This is a genomic window from Vibrio sp. OY15, assembly GCF_000742455.1.
Classification (GTDB): Bacteria; Pseudomonadota; Gammaproteobacteria; order Enterobacterales; family Vibrionaceae; genus Vibrio; species Vibrio alginolyticus.
Genome location: NZ_JPIL01000009.1, coordinates 148,024 through 163,573, shown reverse-complemented (window position 1 = coordinate 163,573; position 15,550 = coordinate 148,024). Strand labels below are relative to the sequence as shown.

The window sequence follows — 15,550 nt, the reverse complement described above, 5'->3', positions numbered from 1 at the left end:
CTTTTGAGTGCTTTCCTGCGCTGTATCTGGTTACTTCTGTATATTACTATAACGAAATCACCCTCCACGTTTACCTATATAAATTTGTCGTAACGATAGAGGGTGCTTATCATGGAGAGAGGATAACGCCTACGCGTCGATGAGATAATTTTGACCTTCAGTTTCTAAACGATCAATCATTTTACGACACTCATTTAAATCAAGAGGTTGTTCAAAGCGGCGCTTGAGATTCATCAAAAAGAAGATATCTTCACACATGGCTTTCTCAGGTTCGTCACTGATTTTGGCGACCGGTGAACCATTGCACGTGACCATTTTTATCACGATAGAAAGTGGCTGGTAGGCTTCACCATCTTTATTGACATAATCACCCATATCATTGGCAAGAAAAGTACCGATACCAAAACTCACCTGAATACGTCCTTGGAAATACTCGCAAATATCTAACGCTTGTTCGAAGTTAAGTCCGTCGGTAAACACCAGTGTTTTTGTTAATGGGTCTATATTCAGCGACTGGTAGTGTGCAATCATTTTTTCACCCCAGCGATAAGGGCAACCACTATCGTGACGTACGCCGAAGTACGCGTTACTTAGTTCTTCATCAAAGTCTTTAAGGAAAGCATCGATACCAATCGTGTCGGTCAGTGCAATACCTAGTGCACCATTAAACATTTTTTGCCAACGTTGCAACGCCACTTTTTGCGAATCTCGCACATTCACCAGAGCTTGGTGTCCCATAAACCATTCATGAGCAACGGTGCCGATAGGCGTCAAGTTTAGCTCTTTTGCTAAGTGATAGTTGCTTGTTCCTGTCAAACATTCCGGCACTTCCTGGCACAAATATTCCAGCATAGTGCGCTGAGCTTGGAAGGAAAAACGTCGACGCGTCGACATGTCAGAAAATTTAAAGTTAGTAATGTTACGACGTTTTAGTTCCGACTTTAGGTGTCGAACTTTCTCTTCTAAAACAGTGGTAAATTGCGCAACAGGGATATCTGACCAACGCTGACGGCTACGAACTTCAGACACGATGCTCATGATGATCGTTTCGTACAAGATGGTATCTCGCCACAAACCGTTAATGGTAATTCTTAACTGGCTTGAGCCATCAGCCATGGCTTTATTATGGAAAGAGACATCACTTTGTGGGTTGAAACGGAAATGGCGCAGTGCATCAACAAAGTCAGGATTCAGGTAAGGCGCGACACGCTTAATATATTCAATTTCTTCTTGCGTAAATTGAATATCTTGCAGTTTAAGGACTTCGGCTTTTACCTCGGGCAAAAGCTCAGAGAGGTCTTCCTCACTGCGCACGATAAACTTATATGACACCATCGCATCAGGGTAAAGCGCTGTTACAGCGCTCATCATATTGACTTTGTAGACATCGAAATCCAAAGCGCTTTGAATGATGCGGGAAGAAAATAGTTTGGTGGTCATTAGGTGCCCTTCTACATGCCCTTCCTGGGTATATAACTTTTTGTTACTAACTAATTTGCGTAAACAATAAACACCCATCTATAGTTTGTCAACTTTTGTTACTAACCACTCATTTTTATAAGGTTTTTTTGTCTAGAATTCGAGCAAGCATTGTGAATAAGTCAGAGTCATCCGTAAATTTATGCTCAAACCGTATTAAGAACACTACCGAAAACGTTTCTAACAACTCGTTACTTACCCATTGATTGACCACTTGTTATGCGCTAGATTACTTACAAATCAATATTAGGACCCAACCATGATCGTATCTGTCGACATTATTCCATTCAGGCTATCTGGCTGTGCCGATAAGGGATTGGAAGTGTTGTTGATTAAACGTTCAAATCCAAATCGGCCATACCATGGAGTCTGGGCACTACCGGGCGGATTTGTCTTTGATAAAGACTTAACCAGTGAAGGCGGACGCCCGGCCGATGAAAACTTTGAAGCGGCGCGTCGCCGAATTTGCCGTGAGAAAATCCATACCTACCCTCGCCATTTTAGCGAAGCATTTATCGACGGTGATCCAAAGCGCGATCCAGAAGACTGGAGCTTAAACATTACGCACTACGCCTTAGTTGATCGTAACAATGTAGAGCAAATAAATAATGCAGGTGTACCGGAATGCCAACTTAAATGGTTTTCGCTACAGGCTATTCTCAATGGAGAAGAAACCCTCGCATTTGATCATCAAAAAACCATTGAAAAAGCGTGGCAAAAGCTTCGTGCATCCATTGAATACACATCGGTTCTTTTGTTTGCATTAGACAAAGAGTTTTTGGTTGCGGACATCATTTCTGCATATCAAGAGTTTGGTATTGATATCAGCCGAATGACGATTAAGCGCCGCTTGATAGATTCAGGCGTACTAAAACCCACTAATAAAGTCGCTTCAACCAACAAAGGCAAAGGTGGAAAACCCGCAATGGTATATACGCTGACTAGCGACGAAGTAACCTTTTTTCAAAACTGTTTGCGTGGATAAACGCAGACAATCAGACAGACAAGGAGTCTGCCATGACTGTTCGAGTAAACTATCAAACTACAGCAGTGATCGACGTTGATCCAGAGAAAGGCTTTAGTGAGTTATGTCCAAATGAACTGCCCGTTGCAGGTGCGTTGGAAATCGTACCGGAGCTTTTGAACAATCATGCCAAAGGCCGATTAAAACTGGTCAGTCGTGACTTGCACCCACCGAAAGCAAAATGGGATGCAGAATCGCCAGCCAATATGCTTGAGCCCGTTGGTTTACCGAATGTGGATATAAAGTGGAACCGTCACTGTGTGCTTGGCACAACAGGTTCTGAGCTGCTAGATGGCTTACCACCCGTGTTGGACTACGATTTTCAAGTTAATAAAGGTATGGATCCTGACGCGCACCCTTACGGTATTTTTTTCCATGATATTGCCGACACAAAAACGACAGGCGCGCATGAATTTCTAAAGTTCAACGGGATTGATACCTTAGTTATCGGTGGCCTTGCCTTAGACTTTTGTGTGAAAAAATCCGTCATGCAAGCGCTGGAACTTGGCTACAATGTGGTAGTTAATCTTGCTTCAACTCGTGCGGTGCTGCCTGATAATGTAGAGAATGTGCTGACAGAGCTCAGAGATAATGGCGCATTATTTGTCGAAAAAGCGGACGACATCATCGTAGAAAAGTTCGCCTAGAAACGATAGTAACCGAGAAGGATTTCACCATGCATCAACATGAAAAATTGAATTACGTTGAATTTGGTTCCACTAATGTCAGTGCGACTAAACAATTTTTTGAGCGTGCTTTTGACTGGAGCTTTACCGATTATGGTCCAGAATATTCTGCATTTTCAGGACAAGGATTGGATGGCGGATTCTTCAAATCTGAGTTTATAAACCAAATCGCAAATGGTGGCGCACTTTTAGTATTTTATAGCTCAGACATTCAGGCCACTCAGACAAAAGTAGAGCAGCATGGTGGAAAAATTATCCGCCCTATTTTCGAATTCCCCGGCGGCTGTCGATTCCACTTCACTGAACCGAGTGGAAATGAATTCGCAGTATGGTCAGAGAGCCATTAAGTGATCACAAATCAACAACACACCATCAACGTGAGCCCAAGCTAGCCAGATCCGGAACTGGCATTACATTTCTGGTTGACCTCATCCTTGGTTTAATTCACTGTTAGCGCAACAATTAATCGATGAGGCGCTAGCCCTCGACCAAGGATGTCAAATGACTGCCGTCAGTTTTTTTCGCTTACTCTGCCTCGCTGCTATTTGGGGTGGCTCGTTTCTGTTTATGCGAGTCGCCGCCAACACATTCGGGCCGGCTTACTTAATCGAATTTCGAGTTACATTTGCCGCCGTCGCTTTGTTATTGATCGCCGTATATTTGAAGAAGAAACTCACGTTAACTGCGCATACTAAACACTTCTTTATTATTGGCTTATTCAATAGCGCAGTTCCATTTTTACTCTTTGCGTACGCAGCCCAGACACTGAATGCATCAACTTTAGCAATATTGAACTCAACCGCCCCAATATGGGGAGCACTAGTTGGCTTTGTTTGGTACCGCAGCCCACTCACAGCGAAATCTGTTCTCGGTATGCTAATAGGCATTGGAGGCGTTGCAGTCTTGGTCGGCTTAGATACTTCAACCATAGGTGAAGAAGCCATGCTCCCTATTGCCGCCAGTTTGATGGCTTCTTTCAGCTATGGCATTGCTACCAACTACACTAAAAATGCGCCACAAGTACCTGCTTTTGATAATGCTCACGGCAGCATGTGGGCGGCGGTTATTTGGGTACTGCCGCTGCTACCATTCTTACCAATGCGTGCAGAACCAAGTCATTTCGAATGGAGCTCTGTTGTCACGCTCGGCGTTGTATGCACAGGGTTCGCTTATTTGCTCTATTTCCGCTTAGTTTCTGATATCGGCCCAGCGTCAGCACTGACTGTCACTTTTCTTGTTCCTGTTTTTGGTATCTTATGGGGCTACTTGGTGCTAGATGAGCCCGTCGGCTCTAACACCATCATAGGAACAATTCTAGTGCTTAGCGGCACTATGCTAGTCACCGGTTTCTCCCCAACAGCAATGCTCGCGAAGAGAAAACGAAGCGTGGCTTAATCAGCCTAATATAACTTCCACACCTCGCTTTTTGATTTGTTCAAGGTCGCTTTTCGGAGCGGCTTTGTCAGTCAGCAGCACTGATATTTCGTCAGTCTTACCAATTGATGAGGGATAAATTTGCCCAAATTTACTAGAATCCGTTAGAACAATATTGCGCCTTTTTTTCGCAATGATGGTTTCTGCAATCTCAGCGCGCATCATGTCGCGGCTAGTAAAGCCAGTGTCTTGATGGAAGCCGTCAATACCCAAGAAGGCCGTGCTGAAATGAATGTTCTCAATACACAACTTAGTCAGCGGTCCGACCAAGCTCTCGCCTTGGTGCTGATACACGCCACCAAGCAAGATAATGTTGGCAGAAGTGTTACGGATGAGATGGGCGATATACGCCGATGGCGTAATAATGGTCACATCGCCGCGCTCAGCCAATGTCCGAGCCAACAACGCATTGGCACTGCCTCCTTCAATCAGCACTGTCTCATTCGGTGCGACCAAATCCGCAGCTTGGTTTGCGAGCGATTGTTTAATATCGAAACGTACTTCTAGGCGGGCATCAATGTCATCACTTTGCAACGCGGTAGCTGCGCCGTGAACGCGCTTTAGGTAGCCCTGTTGCTCCAGAAAGTTCAAATCCTGTCTGATGGTCACGCCCGACACGCCAATGATGTCAGAAAGCTCCGTGACTTGAACGCGTTTACGGTCGTTCACTAATTGCAGGATTTCATTTTGTCTTGGGTTCACAGATTCGCTCCTTATTGATGAGCTTACAGTATACTCACCTGATGTTTCATATGAAAAGAACTTGAAAGTAAAAAGGAAAAAACGCGTGGTCTGATTAGCCAAGCTGCACCTTGCGAATATCGCTCCCATCAACAGATAATAGGGCAACGAAAATGGGATGGAAGAAGAGGGGTTAGCTCCCTACATCCCAACAACGGTAAAGACTAGGATAAAAGTAATGGAAGAAATTTACTTCGCAGGCGGTTGCCTTTGGGGCGTGCAAGAATTTATGCGCCACCTTCCGGGCGTAATCAACACAGAAGCCGGGCGAGCAAATGGCACAACGGATAACACTCAATCCGAATACGATGGCTACACAGAGTGCGTGAAAACCCAGTTCGACCCTGAGCAAGTTTCGGTTGAAACTTTAATGGGGTATTTGTTTGAGATAATCGACCCTTACAGCGTTAACAAGCAAGGTGAAGACGTAGGTGAGAAGTACCGTACTGGTGTTTATAGCCAAAACGAACAGCATCTCACCATCGCGAAAGCGTTTATCGCAGCACGACCGGACGCCGACAAGATCGCCGTAGAAGTACTGCCACTCACGAATTATGTACCAAGTGATGATGAGCACCAAGACAGACTCACAAACTTTCCGAATGATTACTGTCACATCCCATTAGATTTACTACATAAATACAGGGATAACTCGTAACCATTCAGTCAGCATCGCTTTAAAAGGCAAGATGCATATCAGTTTAAATCGATGCCTTCCACTAATGACAATGTCATTTCTGCCGCCGATATTTCCTTACAACCCGACGAGTTTTGTCCGCACCACAACGGTGTGAATTCATCTCGGTTTTGCTTTTCCATAAGCGCTCTTAGTTGAGCCATTTCAATGGAGGCGTATGGGAATTTCGGCGCAAACTCACTGATGTAGCCTAGCTCCGACATCGCGCGATTCACAATGCCTCTCGCTGGTCGGCCCGAGAAAACATTGGTCACTGCGGTATGTTGCGCGCGTTCACTGGCAATGGCATATCGATGTAAAGACGATGTTTTCGCCTCATCACACAACAAATAGACGCTGCCAACTTGAACGGCACTCGCTCCTAATCTCAACGCGGCTTCCACCCCACTTCTATCAGCGATTCCGCCTGCAGCAATAACGGGCAAATTCACCCGTTTGGCGATTTGTGGTAATAACGCCATCAAACTTAATTGAGTAGTTAAATCATCCGATAAAAACATACCTCGGTGTCCACCAGCCTCCAAGCCTTGGGCGATAATACCGTCAACGCCTTTTGCTTCTAGCCAAAGTGCTTCGTCCACCGTGGTCGCTGACGAAAGGATCTTCCCTCCCCACCCTCTAATTCGAGCTAACAGATCATCGTCTGGCAAACCAAAGTGGAAACTGATCACTGGCGGTGCAAATGGTTCAATCGCGTCAGCAATATCATGATTGAAAGGCATCCTTGTCGGAGCGTTTGGCTGAGCCTGAACGGTTGCATCAACCTCGGAAAAATACGGTTGCAGCGTTTTTTGCCACTTTTCGTGCTTGTTGGCGTCATACTCCGGCATTTCATGGCAAAAGAAATTGAGGTTAAACGGTCGGTTAGTTGCCTGCTTGATAAGTTGAAGTTCTTTTACGATGGCGTCTTTGTTCAGCATTCCACAAGGTAACGAGCCAAGCCCGCCAACATTACTGACGGCGATGGTCATTTGGCTGTCTTGCACACCGGCCATTGGCGCTTGAATAATCGGTAACTCTGTTCCCAAAAGTGTATTAAATACCTTGTTTATCATGATCTTTCCTTGAAAACTTAACCTTTACCTGTGATGGATCTGCGCCATCGTTATCCAGACTAGACTTTCACATGATTAAACACTTATAAAGTTAAAGTGATGCATTTGTGCGCTATGCACTTTTGATAGAAATGACAAAGGGAGCCTATGGCTCCCTTAATATGCTGAATAAAAAGAATCAAAGTGACTATCGTACGACATCTGATTCAAGCTCTAGCTCTGCCACAGACAGCATGGCAAACTCTTCCTCGGCGGTTGCTGCCACCAATTTGTTGCGGCTGTATAACCCATAATAAACACCACCGATAAGAAACAATCCCATTGTCATGAAAAAGGCTGAGGGATCAAAAGCATAAACACCTGTCATTGCGATCAAAGAAAGCACCAGAGAAATACTCGAAGTAATTATCCCACCAGGCGTTTTATATGGACGAGTTAATTCCGGCTGTTTAATTCGCAATAAAATATGGCTCAAGGACATTAATGCGTACGATACAGTCGCACCGACAACAGCCATCGCCAAGATTAAGTCCCCCTCACCCGTAAGTGAAACCAAGAACCCAAAAACGCCCGGAACCAAAAGCGCACGAGAAGGCACTTTTTTGTCACTGGTTAATGACAAAGTTTGCGGTAAATAACCCGCGCGGGAAAGCGCAAACACCAAGCGACTGTAACCATAAATGATTGAAAAGAAAGAAGCGATAAGGCCAGCCAATCCAAGTAAGTTCACGGCCATTGCTACCGTTGAATTGCCCGTAAGCTTTAGGGCGTCAACTAATGGCACCGCGCTATCGCCTATGACCTTTGAGCCAACCGCACCAGCCAAAAGGACGACTACGAGAGTTGCGGTTAGCAATAAAAACAGCATCGCACCAATGATGCCTTTGGGAACATCTTTTGCCGGATTTTTTGCCTCCTCTGCCGCTAAAGGCACACCTTCAACCGCAAGAAACAACCACATTGCAAATGGCAACGCAGCCCATACGCCATACCACCCAAACGGCAAGATTTCTGTTGCCTGAGCCGTCGCCGGAGCAATATCGAATAAGTTATTAACGTCAAAGTGACCAATAAGCACAGCAGCAGTAATGAGAATAGCTAGCACAGCCAAACCGCTGATGACCATCATTACTTTGAGAGCTTCGCCAACCCCTGCCATATGAATAGCGATAAAGACGGCGTAGAAAAGTGCGTAAACAACAGGGCCATCGATACCAACCAATTCATTCACTGCTGAGCCAATAAAAATCACTATCGCAGCAGGCGCGAGCGCATATTCAATCAAAACTGATAAGCCAGTGAAAAAGCCACCTGTCGGCCCCATCGCCTGTCTTGCGAAGCTGTAACCACCACCCGCAGCAGGAATAGCCGCAGACATTTCAGCTAAAGACAATACTAGCGTGAAATACATTACTGCCATCGCGATAGCAGCAATAAGAAAGCCTCCCCATCCTGCTTGAGCGATGCCAAAGTTCCAACCGGCGAAGTCACCAGATATAACATACGAGACACCTAAGCCAGCAAGTAAAATCCAACCTGCGGTGCCTCTTTTTAGCTGCCTTTTGGCCAAGTACTCCTGATGTTTAGACATAGTAAATCCTTCTACTTTGATGAAATTAAAAAGTTGTCGCTGTGTTTATCTTCAACGCTTGCGCCACTTGGCTCATTGATATCGGAGCGGTCTTTCAGGTTCACTCCTGACAGTTGTAATTTTCGAGCCTCCTTGAGCAAGTAAAATGCGCGTTCACAGGCATCGTCATAGTTGAGCCCCTGGGGACGCACATTGGAAATGCAGTTTCTTTGGGAATCTTTAGAGCCTCGTTTAGCCCCCCAAGTGAGATACATACCCATGCTATCCGGAGAAGTTAGACCGGGTCTCTCTCCAATTAAAACCAGCACGGCCTTGGCGTTAAAACATTCACCAACATCATCCCCTACCGCTACTCTTCCTTGCTTTACGATTGTGATAGGTGCGAATTTCCATTGATGTCCATCATCAGCGCTTAAAAGAGAAATCAATCGAGTAACAACAGGCACGGCATGGTTTTGAATTGCGACGGAAGAAAGTCCATCAGCAATAACAATCGCAAGATCAATGTCAGTGTTATCCTCATTTGCTATCGAGTTGAGCGTTTTCCAAGAAGATTCATCGAGCTGCCGTCCTAAATCGGGCCTTTGCAAGTACATAAGCCGATCACTCACTTGGCTTCTCACTACCACTGGAGGCTCTAAGGTATTTTCAAGAATCGAGTAAGAGTCCGACAAACCAGCAACGAGAGACTCAATATTCAAACTGCAATGCACTGCATCCATAGCTTGGGCATGATCCAGCTGAAATGAGAGTAACTCGTTGGTTGGTACACTGTTTCCGCTGCGACCCAGAGCGATCCGAGCAGAGGTGAAGTCGCGTAACTTGCCCCAAGGGTTGTGTGTGACAACTTCAGACTCATCTTGTGGGGACTGAGCAATGGTGATTACTTTACCCATGAGAATACCCCTTATTCAGTTGATTAATTGCTCCCGAAAACGAGCGAGAGATTTGCTCACTTAACCGAACGTCTTGCACGCTCTCGAAAATCTGCATCTCCATTAACCATTGTTCAAACTCTGGAGCTGGCTTCAGACCGAGTACTTTTCTTGCGTAAAGGGCATCGTGAAATGAGGTAGTTTGATAGTTGAGCATGATGTCATCAGACCCAGGAATACCCATGATGAACGAGCACTCGGCCACACCTAATAGTGTCAGCAAGTTATCCATGTCATTCTGATCGGCATAGGCATGATTGGTGTAACAGATGTCGCAACCCATAGGTAAACCAAGCAGCTTCCCACAGAAATGATCTTCAAGCCCAGCACGAATGATCTGTTTACCATCAAACAGATACTCAGGGCCAATAAACCCAACGACAGTATTAACCAACAAAGGATCAAACTGTTTCGCGACAGCATAAGCACGGGCTTCACAAGTCTGTTGATCGACCCCATGAAATGCATTCGCAGACAGCGCGGTACCTTGTCCGGTTTCAAAATACATCACATTGTTTCCTACGCTACCTCGATTCAAAGACAACGCGGCTTCATGGGCCTCTTTCAAAATCGACAAGTCGATTCCGAAGGTATCATTCGTCCCTTGCGTGCCACCTATCGACTGAAAAACGAGATCGACTGGTGCACCCATTTCAATGGCTTCGATCGTGTTCGTTACATGAGTTAACACACAAGACTGAGTCGGTATTTGATAGTGTTGAATCACCTCATCCATTAAGTTCATTAACTTGATAGCTTGAGGCACATTATCTGTTGCCGGATTGATACCGATAACCGCGTCGCCATTTCCGTACATCAGACCATCAAAAATGGTCGCTGCGATACCGTTGAGAGAATCAGTGGGATGATTCGGCTGTAAGCGAGTAGACAGGCGACTCGGCAAACCAATCGTATTCCGAAAAGCCGTGACAACTTGGCATTTTTTAGCAACGAGAATCAAATCCTGGTTGCGCATAATCTTACTGACTGCGGCCACCATTTCTGGTGTTAAACCTTGACGAATTTTAGCCAACGTTTCACCATCGGCTTCTTCACTCAGCAGCCAATTTCGAAAATCTCCGACCGTCAAGTGCTCAATCGGCTTAAAGGCTTCAAGGTCATGCGTATCGATAATTAGACGAGTGATATCGTCGCTTTCGTATGGAATAACCGCCTCGTTAAGAAACGTTTTAAGTGGTAACTCAGACAGCGCCATTTGTGCGACTACACGTTCTGCCGCTGACTGAGCACAAACCCCGGCTAACGCATCGCCTGAGCGCTCCGGTGTCGCTTTCGCCATCAAGTCAGCTAATGACTTAAAGGTATAGACTTTACTTCCTTGTTGCCGACGATAAGTTGCCGTCATTGCTCTTCCTCTTCACTATTTGGTTCGCTTTTTGCTGAACTATCAATAAGCTTTAAGAAAGTATTGCCAAATGTGTTCCGTAGCGTTATCAAAAACTGGCAACATTTATAAACCAATAATAAACAATGAGTTATGTAAATACTGCTCCAACATGACTCACAAAAAAGGAATGAGCATCACAAGGATGAGTAACCAAATACCCCAAACTGCACCAATGCTGTGCATCCATCACACTAAGGATGCAAACCAACAAGCTGCGAGTCTGATAAACTGGCAACAGGAATATGACCAACTCAGCGATGGTCGATTTTTAGGTCAAATTCGAGAACGACGATTTCCCAATTTCCATGTGTTTCGTGAAGACAGTAACCGCTCGCTAAGACAGCAATGCAGGGTTGAAGAGGGAGGTATTTGGTTGGGTTTGAGTGCGGAAAATAAGCCGCTACACCTAAATCACAGTCAGTTTAATTCAAGCCAACTTTTGCTTAGGCAAGGTGGCGCTGATTTTGAGTTAATGACACCGGAGCAGTTTTCTATCTATGGAATAGTGCTCGACAAAAACTTCGTTCACATCATAGAAAATCAACTTGAGCTTGGGAGTATCCAAAACAACACATTACACTTAACGGGTTTGACGGAAAAACACATTCAACAACTTAAATACTACTTAGGCACGTTACTTGGTTCCGCCGAGCCAAGATGGTCTGAAACCACACATCAAGCAATCTTAAAAGATATTGTGCTGGAGTTGTTCTCACTCAGTTCACTGCACACGAGCCATCCGATATCAAGCTCTCATCGTCAACACGTGATGCACCGTATAAAACAACAGCTACAGGATCTAGACTACCGTACACCGATAACCGTCAGTGAACTGTGTGACGCAGTACACGTCAGTCGTCGCACACTACAGTACACCTTTGAACATTGCTGTAATACTTCCCCAAAGCAGTTCATACATCGAATGCGCCTGAATCAAGTACGTAGAGTGCTACAAAGCCCTGAAGATAATCGAACAATTGCAGAAATTGCTTTTGACTTTGGTTTTTTCCATCTCGGGCAGTTCAGTCAAAGCTACAAGCGGCTATTTGGTGAGACGCCAACTGAAACGAGAAAATGGGAGTCCAGCAAATAAAATGACAGGCAGTATATTCTTTCAGATCCTGCGTTGGGGCCATGTTATGCAGTCGCAATGATTTGCTGAAACTTAGCATGAAACTCTTCAAGTGCCGCTTCAACATCCGGTTCTGCACGGCTCAAGTGCGAGATTAACGTCATAAAATAGCAGTCAAAAATCAGCGGTATTTTTCCCTCAAGGACGGAGCTTCCGTTTACAGATTGAAACAAAGCTTGGTTAAACGACTGATAATAATCCAAATCCCAAATCACTTCTTTCAACAAAGCTCGGCTCAGCTCAACGTTCGCAAAATAGTAGCGATAGTATTTCTCCGTCAGCGCCAAACCAATGTCGATATCGGTTTTACCTTCCACACTGACTAGCGTTTCTTGGCTGATCTGTTGCAGTTGCGCCAGCATCCCTTCGCGCAAAATCGACAGTTTAGTCGGGAAATGGCTAAACACTGTACCATCGGCTACTCCTGCTTCTCTCGCTATCTGCCTTGTGGTCGTCATGTCATAGCCATTTTGAGCAAAAGATGCCCATGCGGCTTTTAGAATTTTATCTCTGGTTTGTTGTCGCTTCGTCATTGATGTGTCTGCTTAATGAGCCTGAAAGGATCATACCTTGCGTGGTTGAGATTGACAAATTGAGCGCGCTCATTTATAAAATTGAGCATGCTCATTTTATATAAAAACAAAAGGAATCGCTCATGTACGTATTAAACAAACTAGGCCAAGGATTGATTTTCTTCCCGACCATCTTCTGCTTTTCGTATATTTTAAGACCGATATTAATGGTCATCCTTATTCCAGGAGGACTCGCACTTTTGGCGTTAATCGGTGGCGCAGAAGTCAGAGCGGAACTCAAAGCCATGCTGCTTGAGGAGTTTTTTGGCGTTAGCCCATCGCACACCACCTCGAAAAAGGCGTGAGTGCGCTACAAACGTTGGCAAGGCTAAGTAAAAAAGAAAACGCGCAGATATCGAGATCTCAATACCTGCGCGTAGATGCGGTGAAAATAAGACTGGCTTTAGTCAGTATTCATGTTCTGGCCAATTCGCCATAAAACGCCACTAGGGTCAAACAAACAACATTCGCGCATGCCCCAAGGTTGCTCGACTAGCTCTGTCAAACGCGAACCAAATTCCTCATGACCCACTTTGGATAAGTGCTGATGCCAACTTTCTGCGTCTTCTACGAGCAAGTGCATCATGAAGTTATTGCCGTGTTCTGGCTCATAAAAATTCTGTAAAAGAAACGCGCAGCTACCTTGAGAGAAGTATGCTACATCACCGAAGTCCGACGCCATTTCAAAGCCAATCGCCTCATAAAAGCGTTTTGATAGCGCGTAATCTTTCGCCGGAACAAATGATTTGATTTCAACAATATTGAGGTTTTCCATTTCCAATTTCCTAAGCCTTTTTCCATAAAACTGACTGACGTAATCTCGCTCTATGCCTTCTATTCGCCTTGCGTGATCTGCTGTGATGACAGTGGCACACACTCTGCCATTTGCGTTTGTAACCACGTGATAAATTTATGTTCGAGTTCTGTACGCTTTTTATCTTGACTCAATAAAACGTAATTGCAACTTGATGGAGAAAACCCAAATGGTGCGACCAAATTACCACGCTTAATATCGTCCATGACAAAAGGATACGATCCCATTGCGACGCCTAAGCCATCCACTGCGGCTTGTATGCAAAAATAAAAATGCGCGAATGATTGCTGAGTGTTGCCGTTGAAAGTTTCACAACGTGTTGATTGCTGCCAATCCGCCCAAGCATTCGGTCTGGTTTGGCTATTCAACAATCGAGCTGCTTTCAAATTGTCTTTAATGGATTGCCAATACTCAGGAGAAAATACCGGCCCCACCCACTCTTCCACAAGAATGGTTTTGTCGTAATCGTGATGCTGCGCAAAATCGTCTCGACGAATCGCCATCGAAAGCCCAGTTGATCCTAATGTTACCGGGCCACCAGCCGTCGACAAACGAACATCAGCACGGTGTTCATCATTAAACGCGGCCAACCTTGGCATCAACCAGCGCATGGTTAATGTCGGTTCACAAGACACTTCAAGATGCTGATGCTTCTCTTGAATAAGCGTATTCACGCCTGTTTCTAGCGTTTGGAATGCCGTTTCTGTGTATGTCTTGAGTAATTCGCCTTCTGCCGTCAACACGACTTTCCTGCCCTCTTTGAAGAACAAAGGTTGAGACAGATATTGCTCAAGTTGCTTGATCTGCTTACTCACGGCTCCGTGGGTAATGTTCAGTTTGTCAGCCGCTTCAGTGTAGCTTGAAGAACTCGCCGCAACGTGGAAGACATAAAAAGATTTCAGGTGACGCATCTGTGAGTTTTTCTCACCAATATGGGAATGTTTTTCGATTATAGTCAGTAATAAAGACGCCTACAATTTCGCTACATCCCAGACTTCATCATTCAAACAGGAAATCGATATGGAATTTGTAACTCTTGCGTTATTAGGTGTGCTTATTGTCATTAGCCCTGGCGCAGACTTTGTTTTGGTATTAAGAAATAGCTTAAATCAAGGACGAAAAGCAGGCGTATACAGTGCGATTGGTATCAGCATGGCGATCAGCATCCACATCGCTTACTCCATGCTGGGGATCAGTTACTTAATTTCACAAAATGAATGGTTGTTTAATCTCGTGCGCTATCTTGGGGCCGCTTATCTTGTCTACCTTGGGATTAAAGGAATATTCTCCTCGCAGCCTGCGTCAAACTCAGAAACCATTCAACAGAGCGAGTATTCAATGTGGCGATTTTTCATGCAGGGATTTCTGTGTAATTTACTCAATCCCAAGACGATGCTGTTTTTTCTGAGTATTTTTAGCCAAGTGATTTCTCCCGACTCTAGTCAGCAACACATCGCCTTTTTTTACGGGATTTATATGATTGCGCTGCATGGTATTTGGTTTTCTATCGTTGCTGTTTTATTCACGTCATCCCAGCTACAAGCTTTCTTGTTGAAGATTAAGCATCGACTCAATCAAGCATGTGGGGCGGGATTGATCATTTTCGGCGCGATGCTGGGCTTAAAGGTGTAGTACGCTTGCGGTCCGATTACCCCAATTCAAATTGATCATTGAACAAGTGGCAGTAATCAAATAAAAATCTACACTATCAATACTTTAAATTAGAAAAAGACAGCCAACGTACGCTGGCTGTTTCGATACAGTTAATGGATGACCCGAGCGTCCCCTTTAAATAACTGAGACAGATCGATAGTGAATATCGTCACTGTCGGACGTTTAGGCAGAGCATTTTCGATCGAAAACTCTGGCCCAGCTGGAACGAGGGGGAAGTGAATAGCAGTCGGCCACGTTGACGAAGCTTCATTACCGCCCGGCTCAGATATTGAGAAAGAAAACGCAGGTAAACGGGTCATAACACTTAC

The 15,550-nt window shown here is 45.0% G+C and carries 18 protein-coding genes; 8 read left to right on the top strand and 10 right to left on the bottom strand.

What is annotated here, in order from left to right; all coding sequences use genetic code 11:
* Nucleotides 1–129 precede the first annotated feature (129 nt).
* The gene (gene pncB / locus IJ23_RS11235; RefSeq protein ID WP_033906554.1) at nucleotides 130–1,440 is read right to left on the bottom strand and encodes a nicotinate phosphoribosyltransferase; all 1,311 of its coding nucleotides are present in this window, start codon (nucleotides 1,438–1,440) and stop codon (nucleotides 130–132) included.
* Nucleotides 1,441–1,738: 298 nt separating this feature from the next.
* On the opposite strand from pncB, the gene IJ23_RS11230 reads away from it, so the two are divergent.
* The 4 genes from IJ23_RS11230 to IJ23_RS11215 all read left to right on the top strand — a co-directional run bounded on the left by IJ23_RS11230 (nucleotide 1,739) and on the right by IJ23_RS11215 (nucleotide 4,584).
* Complete coding sequence (locus IJ23_RS11230; RefSeq protein ID WP_005373953.1) at nucleotides 1,739–2,464, top strand: NUDIX domain-containing protein; 726 nt, start codon at nucleotides 1,739–1,741, stop codon at nucleotides 2,462–2,464.
* Between the two features lie 32 nt (nucleotides 2,465–2,496).
* Complete coding sequence (locus IJ23_RS11225) at nucleotides 2,497–3,150, top strand: isochorismatase family protein (RefSeq protein ID WP_033906301.1); 654 nt, start codon at nucleotides 2,497–2,499, stop codon at nucleotides 3,148–3,150.
* 29 nt (nucleotides 3,151–3,179) lie between these two features.
* Complete coding sequence (locus IJ23_RS11220; RefSeq protein WP_033906300.1) at nucleotides 3,180–3,536, top strand: VOC family protein; 357 nt, start codon at nucleotides 3,180–3,182, stop codon at nucleotides 3,534–3,536.
* 154 nt (nucleotides 3,537–3,690) lie between these two features.
* Nucleotides 3,691–4,584 (top strand): DMT family transporter, encoded by an 894-nt coding sequence (locus tag IJ23_RS11215; protein WP_005373960.1) that lies wholly within the window; start codon nucleotides 3,691–3,693, stop codon nucleotides 4,582–4,584.
* Here IJ23_RS11215 and IJ23_RS11210 read toward each other — a convergent pair whose 3' ends face one another.
* The gene (locus IJ23_RS11210) at nucleotides 4,585–5,325 is read right to left on the bottom strand and encodes a DeoR/GlpR family DNA-binding transcription regulator (protein ID WP_017635127.1); all 741 of its coding nucleotides are present in this window, start codon (nucleotides 5,323–5,325) and stop codon (nucleotides 4,585–4,587) included.
* 217 nt (nucleotides 5,326–5,542) lie between these two features.
* On the opposite strand from IJ23_RS11210, the gene IJ23_RS11205 reads away from it, so the two are divergent.
* Nucleotides 5,543–6,022 carry a peptide-methionine (S)-S-oxide reductase gene (locus IJ23_RS11205; protein ID WP_033906299.1) on the top strand — a complete coding sequence of 160 codons (480 nt, stop codon included), beginning with the start codon at nucleotides 5,543–5,545 and terminating at the stop codon, nucleotides 6,020–6,022.
* Nucleotides 6,023–6,060: 38 nt separating this feature from the next.
* Here IJ23_RS11205 and IJ23_RS11200 read toward each other — a convergent pair whose 3' ends face one another.
* From IJ23_RS11200 to IJ23_RS11185, 4 genes are all read right to left on the bottom strand, one after another.
* Nucleotides 6,061–7,116 carry an NAD(P)H-dependent flavin oxidoreductase gene (locus IJ23_RS11200; protein ID WP_033906298.1) on the bottom strand — a complete coding sequence of 352 codons (1,056 nt, stop codon included), beginning with the start codon at nucleotides 7,114–7,116 and terminating at the stop codon, nucleotides 6,061–6,063.
* A gap of 187 nt (nucleotides 7,117–7,303) precedes the next feature.
* On the bottom strand, nucleotides 7,304–8,707 hold the full coding sequence (eat, locus tag IJ23_RS11195; protein ID WP_005373969.1) for an ethanolamine permease: 1,404 nt from the start codon (nucleotides 8,705–8,707) through the stop codon (nucleotides 7,304–7,306).
* Between the two features lie 11 nt (nucleotides 8,708–8,718).
* Complete coding sequence (eutC, locus tag IJ23_RS11190) at nucleotides 8,719–9,603, bottom strand: ethanolamine ammonia-lyase subunit EutC (protein WP_033906297.1); 885 nt, start codon at nucleotides 9,601–9,603, stop codon at nucleotides 8,719–8,721.
* On the bottom strand, nucleotides 9,596–11,008 hold the full coding sequence (locus tag IJ23_RS11185) for an ethanolamine ammonia-lyase subunit EutB (RefSeq protein ID WP_005388715.1): 1,413 nt from the start codon (nucleotides 11,006–11,008) through the stop codon (nucleotides 9,596–9,598). Before IJ23_RS11185 ends, eutC begins: the two co-directional genes overlap by 8 nt.
* Nucleotides 11,009–11,192: 184 nt before the next feature.
* Here IJ23_RS11185 and IJ23_RS11180 point away from each other — a divergent pair, with 184 nt between their 5' ends.
* Nucleotides 11,193–12,143: a helix-turn-helix domain-containing protein gene (locus IJ23_RS11180; RefSeq protein ID WP_033906296.1), complete on the top strand. Its 951-nt coding sequence runs from the start codon at nucleotides 11,193–11,195 to the stop codon at nucleotides 12,141–12,143.
* A gap of 44 nt (nucleotides 12,144–12,187) precedes the next feature.
* Here the strand turns inward: IJ23_RS11180 and IJ23_RS11175 are convergent, their stop codons facing one another.
* Entirely contained in the window at nucleotides 12,188–12,715 is a 528-nt protein-coding gene (locus tag IJ23_RS11175) for a TetR/AcrR family transcriptional regulator (protein ID WP_033906295.1), read from the bottom strand.
* A 122-nt stretch (nucleotides 12,716–12,837) separates the two neighbouring features.
* Between IJ23_RS11175 and IJ23_RS11170 the strand changes: the two genes are divergently transcribed.
* A complete protein-coding gene (locus IJ23_RS11170) occupies nucleotides 12,838–13,059 on the top strand; it encodes a hypothetical protein (RefSeq protein ID WP_017635120.1) in 222 nt (73 codons plus the stop codon).
* 98 nt (nucleotides 13,060–13,157) lie between these two features.
* Here the strand turns inward: IJ23_RS11170 and IJ23_RS11165 are convergent, their stop codons facing one another.
* Both IJ23_RS11165 and IJ23_RS11160 read right to left on the bottom strand, forming a co-directional pair.
* Nucleotides 13,158–13,529, bottom strand: a complete 372-nt coding sequence (locus tag IJ23_RS11165; protein ID WP_005373979.1) for a VOC family protein — start codon at nucleotides 13,527–13,529, stop codon at nucleotides 13,158–13,160.
* A 59-nt stretch (nucleotides 13,530–13,588) separates the two neighbouring features.
* On the bottom strand, nucleotides 13,589–14,479 hold the full coding sequence (locus IJ23_RS11160; protein WP_005388706.1) for a LysR family transcriptional regulator: 891 nt from the start codon (nucleotides 14,477–14,479) through the stop codon (nucleotides 13,589–13,591).
* 109 nt (nucleotides 14,480–14,588) lie between these two features.
* On the opposite strand from IJ23_RS11160, the gene IJ23_RS11155 reads away from it, so the two are divergent.
* On the top strand, nucleotides 14,589–15,200 hold the full coding sequence (locus tag IJ23_RS11155; RefSeq protein ID WP_033906294.1) for a LysE family translocator: 612 nt from the start codon (nucleotides 14,589–14,591) through the stop codon (nucleotides 15,198–15,200).
* 131 nt (nucleotides 15,201–15,331) lie between these two features.
* Here IJ23_RS11155 and IJ23_RS24130 read toward each other — a convergent pair whose 3' ends face one another.
* Nucleotides 15,332–15,541, bottom strand: a complete 210-nt coding sequence (locus IJ23_RS24130; RefSeq protein ID WP_005373984.1) for a hypothetical protein — start codon at nucleotides 15,539–15,541, stop codon at nucleotides 15,332–15,334.
* Nucleotides 15,542–15,550 lie beyond the last annotated feature (9 nt).

Bases quoted from the DNA above. Each gene is read 5' to 3' on its own strand.
- pncB (WP_033906554.1), bottom strand. From the start codon at position 1,440: ATGACCACCAAACTATTTTCTTCCCGCATCATTCAAAGCGCTTTGGAT.
- IJ23_RS11230 (WP_005373953.1), top strand. From the start codon at position 1,739: ATGATCGTATCTGTCGACATTATTCCATTCAGGCTATCTGGCTGTGCC.
- IJ23_RS11225 (WP_033906301.1), top strand. From the start codon at position 2,497: ATGACTGTTCGAGTAAACTATCAAACTACAGCAGTGATCGACGTTGAT.
- IJ23_RS11220 (WP_033906300.1), top strand. From the start codon at position 3,180: ATGCATCAACATGAAAAATTGAATTACGTTGAATTTGGTTCCACTAAT.
- IJ23_RS11215 (WP_005373960.1), top strand. From the start codon at position 3,691: ATGACTGCCGTCAGTTTTTTTCGCTTACTCTGCCTCGCTGCTATTTGG.
- IJ23_RS11205 (WP_033906299.1), top strand. From the start codon at position 5,543: ATGGAAGAAATTTACTTCGCAGGCGGTTGCCTTTGGGGCGTGCAAGAA.
- IJ23_RS11200 (WP_033906298.1), bottom strand. From the start codon at position 7,116: ATGATAAACAAGGTATTTAATACACTTTTGGGAACAGAGTTACCGATT.
- eat (WP_005373969.1), bottom strand. From the start codon at position 8,707: ATGTCTAAACATCAGGAGTACTTGGCCAAAAGGCAGCTAAAAAGAGGC.
- eutC (WP_033906297.1), bottom strand. From the start codon at position 9,603: ATGGGTAAAGTAATCACCATTGCTCAGTCCCCACAAGATGAGTCTGAA.
- IJ23_RS11185 (WP_005388715.1), bottom strand. From the start codon at position 11,008: ATGACGGCAACTTATCGTCGGCAACAAGGAAGTAAAGTCTATACCTTT.
- IJ23_RS11180 (WP_033906296.1), top strand. From the start codon at position 11,193: ATGAGTAACCAAATACCCCAAACTGCACCAATGCTGTGCATCCATCAC.
- IJ23_RS11175 (WP_033906295.1), bottom strand. From the start codon at position 12,715: ATGACGAAGCGACAACAAACCAGAGATAAAATTCTAAAAGCCGCATGG.
- IJ23_RS11170 (WP_017635120.1), top strand. From the start codon at position 12,838: ATGTACGTATTAAACAAACTAGGCCAAGGATTGATTTTCTTCCCGACC.
- IJ23_RS11165 (WP_005373979.1), bottom strand. From the start codon at position 13,529: ATGGAAAACCTCAATATTGTTGAAATCAAATCATTTGTTCCGGCGAAA.
- IJ23_RS11160 (WP_005388706.1), bottom strand. From the start codon at position 14,479: ATGCGTCACCTGAAATCTTTTTATGTCTTCCACGTTGCGGCGAGTTCT.
- IJ23_RS11155 (WP_033906294.1), top strand. From the start codon at position 14,589: ATGGAATTTGTAACTCTTGCGTTATTAGGTGTGCTTATTGTCATTAGC.
- IJ23_RS24130 (WP_005373984.1), bottom strand. From the start codon at position 15,541: ATGACCCGTTTACCTGCGTTTTCTTTCTCAATATCTGAGCCGGGCGGT.